Origin of the sequence: Ectopseudomonas composti (assembly GCF_900115475.1) — a bacterium.
GTDB classification, from domain to species: Bacteria; Pseudomonadota; Gammaproteobacteria; order Pseudomonadales; family Pseudomonadaceae; genus Aquipseudomonas; species Aquipseudomonas composti.
Genome location: NZ_FOWP01000013.1, coordinates 156,466 through 164,777, shown reverse-complemented (window position 1 = coordinate 164,777; position 8,312 = coordinate 156,466). Strand labels below are relative to the sequence as shown.

Genomic DNA, 8,312 nt, shown 5'->3' with positions numbered 1-8,312 from the left:
CGCTGGGCTTCTCGCTCAAGACGTCGACTCGATTGGATGCGGTTGAGATAGCCGTAGATATAGATCTTCAGCAGGATCGCAGGGTGGTACGCAGGTCTGCCGGTTTCGGCTGGAATGACGCCGTCAAAACCCAGCGTGGCCAAGTCGAGTTCATCGACGAAGACATCAACCACCCGTACCGGGTTGGTATCGCTGACGTAGTCATCGAGGCTCTCGGGAAGTAAGGTGCTTTGCCCTCGGTGCTCACCCTGGATAAACCGTTTCATGGGCTTCCCTTGCGATGAAATTCTCAGAAATCATAGCAAGGGTATGTCCGGGCGTTTTTACACACTCTGGGCCAAAAGCGGTCAGTCGCAAAAGACTGAGTCGATTCGATAGCTGCCGCACCTGGCGTGCAGCGATTGTCACAAGCACAAGATCGACCCAAGCCGTCGCACTTTAGGACAGAAACACTTGAAGAGGGGGGCATAATTTCTCTTGAAACGTATCGACGGGCCTATATGATCGGAGCTTGACTTTCCATAGCAAGGAGGCTTTATGCAGGCTCTTATTGAAATGTCTGAAGGATTGGAAAATCTACAACGAATCCTTGCAGAGCTTCCAGCTGACAGCCCCCACTGGAGCGAAGCACAGAACAGATTTCAGTTTATTGATAGGTTGATCTTCGAGTGCCTCGGGTGGGCTCACCCGAATGTCTATGTTGAGAAAACTGACGAGCTGGGTGGTCGTGCAGACTACATTTTTGGAAACCCAGCGAAAGCTATACTAGAGGCTAAACGCGAAGCGGCTTATTTTGATTTCCCTTCGATTGGCGGCAACCTGCTACGCAAGATGCCCTCCTTAATTCTCGCTTCAAAAACATTCGAAGGTGCGGTCAAGCAAGTAATCCCCTATTGTGCGATCAGTGGTGCATCCATAGCGATCGTATGCAACGGGCCGCAGTTGGCTATCTTTCAAGCGATATCTCCTGGTTACCAACCATTGGATGGCGAGTGCTATATTTTCAACGGATTCGATTCCTATGTAGCGAATTTCGCGATGCTCTGGAAACTGATGTCCCCGGAAGGTATTGCCGAAAACCGAGCCTATCGTGAGTTGGCACACCATCGTCATCCACGGATTCCGCCAAAAGCATCGACGGTGATACCTGAACCTCTCAAATACAGGTACCGAAATCAGTTTCAGGAGAACTTGCGATCTTTATCGTCGCTCTTGCTTGAAGAAATTGAGGATAACCCAGAGCTGAAGGCAGACTTTTATAAAGAATGCTACATCAAGCTGGAAGCGAACAACCGCCATCTGCTGCTTAGCAAGAAAGCTATCCAGGCCCGTTACCGGCGTGCAGGAGAAGTTGGAGTCGCGCCTTCCGCCTTTGACGAAATAGCAGTTGTGGATGGAGGCAACCTGCAATTCAGCGACCCGTCAGTAGCTGCGGCGGGATCAAGACCGATCGTAATTATCGGCGATGTCGGGGTCGGCAAGACCTCATTTTTTGAAAACCTCTACGAAAGCCTAAGCATATCAGAGCGGGCTCAGACGTATTTTTTGAACCTCAATCTGGGGATTAAGGCGACACTCAGCTCTTCGGTCAAAGACTTTTTGCTATCAGAGATACCGCGTACCCTGAAAGAACGTTATGCCTTAGATATCTACGAAGCGTCCTTTGTTGAGTCTATTTATCATCGTGATTTACTTGACTTCGATAAAACTACCTCGGGCCGACTTAAGGAAACAAACCGTGCTAAATATGACGATGAGCGAGCCAGCTTTCTGATCGACTTGACCAAAAAAGCGGATATGCATCTGCGCGCATCGCTGGGTCATTTATCAAGAGGGCGGGGAAAACAGATAATTCTGGTCCTCGATAATGCAGATCAGCGGTCATTCGAAATTCAGCAGGAAACATTCCTAATCGCGCAGGAATTCGCCGCGACGCGCAATCTGCTTGTTTTTGTGGCTCTACGACCGAGTACATTTTTTCTTTCGAAGACGACGGGTGCACTTTCCGGATATCAAAACAAAGTATTGACGATTTCTCCGCCACCCGCTGATGAGGTAGTGCAGAAACGTCTTATATTTGCTGGCCGTGTTGCAGAAGGCAGCGTTGCTCCGGCGACCTTGACTGACATCAGGGTACACCTGACTAGCGTTGTGTCTTTTTTAAATGTCACGCTCCGCTCGATACGGGCAAACGATCAGATCAAAACGTTTCTCAGCAACGTAACCGGTGGCAATACCCGCTCGGTGATCGAGCTAATCACTGGCTTTTTTGGGAGCCCCAACGTTGACTCGCAGAAGATCGTCAAGATTGAGGAAGAACGAGGAAATTATCGAATACCGTTGCACGAGTTCACCAAGCACGCTCTGCTGGGTGAATATGCATATTTCAACGCACAGTCGTCTTTTGTCGCCTGCAACCTTTTTGATATTCAGAGCGCGGCCGATCCCCGTGAGCACTTTCTAGCATCGTTGATTGTCGCCTATCTGGCTTCAAGCCAAGGAGTGGCTGACAATGATGGCTTCGTCAGCGGGAAGATAATCAGTGCTGAGGTCACAACTCAAGGTTTCATCAGCGACCAAATTGCGAAGTCACTGAAAGGGCTGGCAAAGCGCAGACTCATTGAAACACCGCATGGTCACTACAGGGAGATTCACGTCCAGGATAGCGAAGACCCTGAGAGCTTTTATTACAGGGCAACGTCTATCGGGATTTATCACATAAGGTATTGGGCAGGTTCGTTCGCCTTCCTTGACGCCATGTCCACTGATACTCCGATTTTTGATGAGGCCACTCGGGAAGAGGTTTCAAAATTTGCAGCATCTTTTGCTATCTCCGACAGGTACAAGAAAACAGCGGCGTTTAAGGACTACCTCGAAAGCCAATGGTATGCCGCTAACTTCACGATCAACTACTTTGATTTCGCTGCATTGCTAAGCAGTCAGGGAGAAACTTTCCAAACCGTTGCTAGGCATCTAACTCCGGGCTTACCAGGTGGGAGCAAGCGAGCTAGGTGATTGATGGAGTCGATGGCAGTCACGCCAAATTGTGGCCTAGCCCTTCGCTTCCGCGAAGGCAATCCTTAGTCGGTTTGAACTCTGATTCGTATTTCCGCTTTTGGCCGAAATCCGCCGCTCCATTACGCATACTCGCGCATCTTCCTTCGATGCCTGGTCTGCACGGCTTAGGGCGTAATCTGCGACAATCCCGCCTTTGCCCTGATTGCTCCGATCCAGATGACTGACCTCGCCACGCTGCAGAACAACCTCGACCACGTGATGATAGCCGAGCGCCATCGCTTGCGCAGGCAGTTGCATGAGCTGCAGAAGCAGCCCGATGAGGCCAAGCTGGCGCAGTGGCTGGAGCGTTTCCAGGCGTCCAGCGACAAGGTGGCGGCGCGTCGCAGCAGCATCCCCACCATGCGCTACGACGATGCGTTGCCGATTGCCGCTAAGCGCGACGAGATCAAGGCCGCGCTGGAGAAGAGCCAGGTGGTGGTGATCGCTGGTGAGACCGGTTCGGGCAAGACCACGCAGTTGCCGAAGATCTGCCTGGAGATCGGTCGGGGCGTGCATGGGCTGATCGGCCACACCCAGCCGCGCCGCTTGGCAGCGCGCAGTGTGGCGACTCGGGTGGCCGAGGAAATCGGTACGCCGCTGGGCGAGTTGGTCGGCTATCAGGTGCGCTTCGAGGATCAGAGCAAGGACGGCACGCTGATCAAGTTGATGACCGACGGCATCCTGCTCGCCGAGACCCAGCACGACCGCTTTCTGGAAAAGTACGACACCATCATCGTCGACGAGGCGCACGAGCGCAGCCTCAACATCGACTTTCTGCTCGGTTACCTGAAGACCCTGCTGCCGCGTCGCCCGGATCTCAAGCTGATCATCACCTCGGCGACCATCGATCTGGAGCGCTTTTCCAAGCACTTCAACGATGCGCCGATTATCGAGGTTTCCGGTCGCACCTACCCGGTGGAAACCTGGTACCGCCCGCTGGCGGCGGAGGTGGACGAGGAGGGTGAGCGTCTGCTCGATGACCTGTCCATCGACCAGGGCATTCTCGCCGCGATGGACGAGATCGCCGAGCACGAGCGCAGCGTGGGCAAGCGCCCTGGCGATGTGCTGGTGTTCCTGCCCGGCGAGCGCGAGATTCGCGAGGCGGCCGAGGTGCTGCGCAAGGCCAATTTGCGCCTGACCGAGGTGCTGCCGCTGTACGCGCGGCTGACGCCGGCCGAGCAGCAGAAGATTTTCGCGCCCATGCCGGGGCGCAAGATCGTGCTGGCCACCAACGTCGCGGAAACCTCGCTGACCGTGCCGGGCATCCGTTACGTGATCGACAGCGGCACCGCACGCATCAGCCGCTACAGCTACCGCGCCAAGGTACAGCGCCTGCCCATCGAGCCGGTGTCGCAGGCCAGCGCCAACCAGCGCAAGGGCCGTTGCGGGCGGGTCGAGCCGGGTATCTGCATTCGTTTGTACAGCGAGGAGGATTTTCTCGGGCGCCCGGAATTTACCGACCCGGAGATTCTGCGTACCAACCTGGCGGCGGTGATCCTGCAGATGCTGCACCTGCGCCTGGGCAGCATCGAGGACTTCCCCTTTATCGAGCCGCCAGACGGCAAAGCCATCAGCGACGGCTTCAACCTGTTGCAGGAGCTGTCGGCGGTCAACCGCGAAAGCCAGCTCACGCCCATTGGCCGCCAGTTGGCGCGCCTGCCCATCGACCCGCGTCTGGGGCGCATGGTGCTGGAAGGCGCCAAGCAGGGCAGCCTGGAGGAAATCCTTATCGTCGCTGCCGCGCTGTCGGTGCAGGACCCGCGCGAACGACCGATGGATCGCCAGCAGGCCGCCGACCAGGCGCACGCGCAGTGGAAGGATGTGGACTCCGACTTCGCCGCGTTGATCAACTTGTGGCGCGGCTTCGAGGAAAAACGCCAGGAGCTGGGCAGCAACCCGCTGCGCACCTGGTGCAAGAAGAACTTCCTCAACTACATGCGCCTGCGCGAATGGCGTGATGCGCACCGGCAACTGGTGCTGATCGCCCGTGATCTGCAGCTGATGGGCAAGGGCGGGCAGAGCCGTTCAGACGCGCAGGGCGAGCAAACAGCTAACACGCCGCAGCCGACCAAGGACACCCGCGTCAACGCCATCGCCCGCCAGCAGGCCGAGGCCAGCGAGGCGGCAGTGCGAGCGAAGAACTACGCCGCCGTGCACAAGGCGATTCTCGCTGGTCTGCTCAGCCAGATCGGACAGAAGACCGAGGAGGGCGACTACCTCGGCGCGCGTCAGCGGCGCTTCTGGATTCACCCGTCCAGCGTGATCGGGCGCAAGAAGCCCAACTGGATCATGGCCGCCGAGCTGGTGGAAACCACCAAGCTGTTCGCCCGTATGGTGGCGAAGATCGAGCCGGACTGGATCGAGCCGCTGGCCGCGCATCTGGTGAAGAAGAACCACCTGGAACCGCACTGGGAGAAGAAGCGCGGCCAGGTGGTGGCGTACGAGCAGGTCACCCTGTACGGCATGATCATCGTCGGTCGCCGCCCGGTGCATTACGGCCCCATCGACCCGCCGGTTTCGCGCGAGATGTTCATTCGCGAGGGCCTGGTACGTGGCGAGATCAACAGCCGTGTGCGCTGCCTGACCGCCAATCGCCAGTTGCTCGAACGTCTCGACGAGCTGGAGGCCAAGTCGCGCCGCCGCGACATTCTCGCCGACGAGGAAACCCTGTTCGGCTACTACGAGGCGCGCATCCCGCAGGACATCTACCAGGCCGCGAGTTTCGAGAGCTGGTACAAAAAGGGCAGCGCCGCCGACGCGCAACTGCTGATCATGCGCGAGGAAGACGCCCTGGCCCGCGATGCCAAGGAAGTCACTGCCGCGCAGTACCCGGACACCTTGCGCATCGGTGAGCTGCAACTGCCGCTGAGCTATCACTTTGAGCCCAATCATCCGCGTGACGGCGTGACCCTGCGCGTGCCGGCGCCGCTGTTGCCGCAACTGCAGCCCGAGCGCCTTGAGTGGTTGGTGCCGGGCCTTCTGGAGGCCAAGTGCATCGCCCTGGTGCGCGGCCTGCCCAAGGCGCTGCGCAAGAACTTCGTGCCGGTGCCGGACTTCGTCGGCGCGGCGCTGGACAAGCTGGTGTTTGGCCAGGGTTCGTTGCCGCAGGCGCTGGGGCATGAGCTGCTGCGCATGACCGGCGCGCGGGTGTCTGACGAGGCCTGGGCGGAAGCGGCTGAAAGCCTGGAAAACCACCTGAAGATGAACATCGAGGTGGTCGATGCCCGTGGCAAGTTCCTCGGTGAAGGCCGCGACTTGGTCGAACTGACCGCGCGTTTCGCCGAGGCCAGCCAGGCTGCCTTGGCCATCCCGCAGCAGAGCGACAAGCCGAAAGCAGTGGAGGCCAAGGCTTTCGCTGAGGTGGCAGAAAAGACTCAGCAGAAGATCGCCGGGCTTTCCATGACGGTTTATCCAGCGTTGGTGGAAGAGGGCGGGGTGGTCAAGGAAGGGCGCTTCCCGACCCAGGCCGAGGCCGACTTCCAGCACCGCCGTGCATTGCAGCGTTTGCTGTTGCAGCAACTGGCCGAGCAGGCGAAGTTTCTGCGCGGCAAGCTGCCGGGGCTGACCGAGCTGGGTCTGCTGTATCGCGATATCGGCCGCGTCGAGGCGCTGGTCGAGGACATTCTGCTGGCCAGTCTGGATGTCTGCATCCTTGATGGCGAAGCGACGCTGCCGCGTGACGGTGCGGCCCTGGCGCAACTGGCCGAGCGCAGGCGCGGCGACTGGACGGCGCATGCCGAGCGCATTGCCCGTCTGGTGCTGGAGGTTCTCAAGCTACACCATGGCCTGCAGAAGCGCTTCAAGGGCAAGATCGACCTGGCCCAGGCCATGGCGCTCAACGACATCAAGCAGCAGCTCACGGGCCTGGTGTATGCCGGCTTCGTGCGCGAGACGCCGGGCGAGTGGCTCAAGGAAATCCCGCGTTATCTGAAGGCCATCGAGCAGCGTCTGGACAAGGTCGGGGCGCAGGTACAGCGTGACCGCGTATGGACGGGCGAAATCACAGGCTACTGGGAACAGTACAAGGCGCGTGCTGCCAAACATGCCCAGGAAGGCAAGCGTGACCCGCAGCTCACGCTGTATCGCTGGATGCTGGAGGAATACCGCGTGTCGCTGTTCGCCCAGCAACTGGGCACCAAGATGGCGGTATCGGACAAGCGCCTGAGCAAGCAGTGGACGCTGGTTGATGCGTGATTGGCGTGGCCTGGGCTTCACTGCCCGGGCCGGCGCGGCAGCGTAGGGCGCCTGGCGCCCGATTCGAAGTGGGTTCCACTGTGAAGGTTGAAGTGAGACATGAGCGCAAAAGATGAAAACGCTGGGCTGAGCCGCAGTGGCTGCCTAGGGCTGTTTGTGTTGGGGCTGCTGTTTGTCATTTCGTTGGTTGCTGGTTTTATCTACTTCGTCACTCGCCCGCAGGGTGGCGAGATTGAAGCGGGTGAGCGCGCGGCCATCGCAGCCTGCTGGGAGCGCACCAAGGGCGCAGACAGTGAGCGTGCCTTCACCGTGGAAAGTTGCCAGGAAATGGAAAAGCAGTTCCTGCGCAAGTTCGGCGAAAAACCATGAATGTGTTGAGCCGCCTGACGCTCAAGCACTTTGTGCTGGGCTTCTTTGCCGTGGTGTTGGCGGCAATCGTATTGATCTGGTGGCTCAGCGGCGCGGCGTATTTGCGCCCCTACGCCGAGCAGACGGTGATCTTCGGGCAGGGCGAGCTGAAGCTGCCGCCTGAGTTGGCTGGCCCAGGCCCGATTCGCGTGGTGCATTTCTGGGACCCTGACTGCCCCTGCAACGGGGAAACCGACGCGCACCTGCGCTACCTGATCGGCCTGCACCGCAATGCCGATGTCGAGTTCTACAGCGTGCAGAAACCCGGCAGCAAGGGCGAGATCGCGCCGTTCCTGCGCGGGCGGATGAAGCCTTTGCCGGGCATCGAGGGCATGGAGTCGCTGCCGGCCAGCCCGGCCCTGGCGATCTGGGATCACGACGGCAAGCTGGCCTATGCCGGCCCTTACAGCGAAGGGCTGGTGTGCAACTCCAGCAACAGCTTCGTCGAGCCGGTACTCGATGCGCTGACCCAGGGGCGCCATGTGTCCCTGGCTAGCGGGTTGGCGGTGGGCTGTTATTGCGCCTGGAAGTAGTGGCGCAGCACCTCCCTCAGACCCTTTGCCGACCGCCATTGCGTAGCCCGGATGCAATCCGGGGCACACATCGAATCGTGCCGGGTTGCGTGTGGGTTAGGTGAAGCTATCGCGGCTGAA

Annotated in this window: 5 protein-coding genes; 4 read left to right on the top strand and 1 reads right to left on the bottom strand. The window is 58.8% G+C overall.

The features are described from left to right. A partial coding sequence (locus BM059_RS20810) for a transposase (RefSeq protein WP_139220777.1) occupies positions 1–266 on the bottom strand: 266 nt, incomplete at its 3' end. Positions 267–537: 271 nt separating this feature from the next. Here BM059_RS20810 and BM059_RS20805 point away from each other — a divergent pair. The 4 genes from BM059_RS20805 (at position 538) to BM059_RS20790 (ending at position 8,192) form a co-directional block, all read left to right on the top strand. Then, positions 538–3,015 (top strand): hypothetical protein, encoded by a 2,478-nt coding sequence (locus BM059_RS20805; RefSeq protein ID WP_074941191.1) that lies wholly within the window; start codon positions 538–540, stop codon positions 3,013–3,015. A gap of 219 nt (positions 3,016–3,234) precedes the next feature. Then, positions 3,235–7,251: an ATP-dependent RNA helicase HrpA gene (hrpA, locus tag BM059_RS20800; protein ID WP_074941190.1), complete on the top strand. Its 4,017-nt coding sequence runs from the start codon at positions 3,235–3,237 to the stop codon at positions 7,249–7,251. A 99-nt stretch (positions 7,252–7,350) separates the two neighbouring features. Next, positions 7,351–7,620, top strand: coding sequence for a hypothetical protein (locus BM059_RS20795; protein ID WP_061243263.1), 270 nt, complete (start codon positions 7,351–7,353; stop codon positions 7,618–7,620). Beyond that, complete coding sequence (locus BM059_RS20790) at positions 7,617–8,192, top strand: DUF6436 domain-containing protein (RefSeq protein ID WP_074941189.1); 576 nt, start codon at positions 7,617–7,619, stop codon at positions 8,190–8,192. The genes BM059_RS20795 and BM059_RS20790 overlap by 4 nt, the downstream gene beginning before the upstream one ends. Positions 8,193–8,312 lie beyond the last annotated feature (120 nt).

What these genes read in the sequence shown, in the direction of transcription:
- BM059_RS20805 (WP_074941191.1), top strand. Translation starts at nt 538, where the DNA reads ATGCAGGCTCTTATTGAAATGTCTGAAGGATTGGAAAATCTACAACGA.
- hrpA (WP_074941190.1), top strand. Translation starts at nt 3,235, where the DNA reads ATGACTGACCTCGCCACGCTGCAGAACAACCTCGACCACGTGATGATA.
- BM059_RS20795 (WP_061243263.1), top strand. Translation starts at nt 7,351, where the DNA reads ATGAGCGCAAAAGATGAAAACGCTGGGCTGAGCCGCAGTGGCTGCCTA.
- BM059_RS20790 (WP_074941189.1), top strand. Translation starts at nt 7,617, where the DNA reads ATGAATGTGTTGAGCCGCCTGACGCTCAAGCACTTTGTGCTGGGCTTC.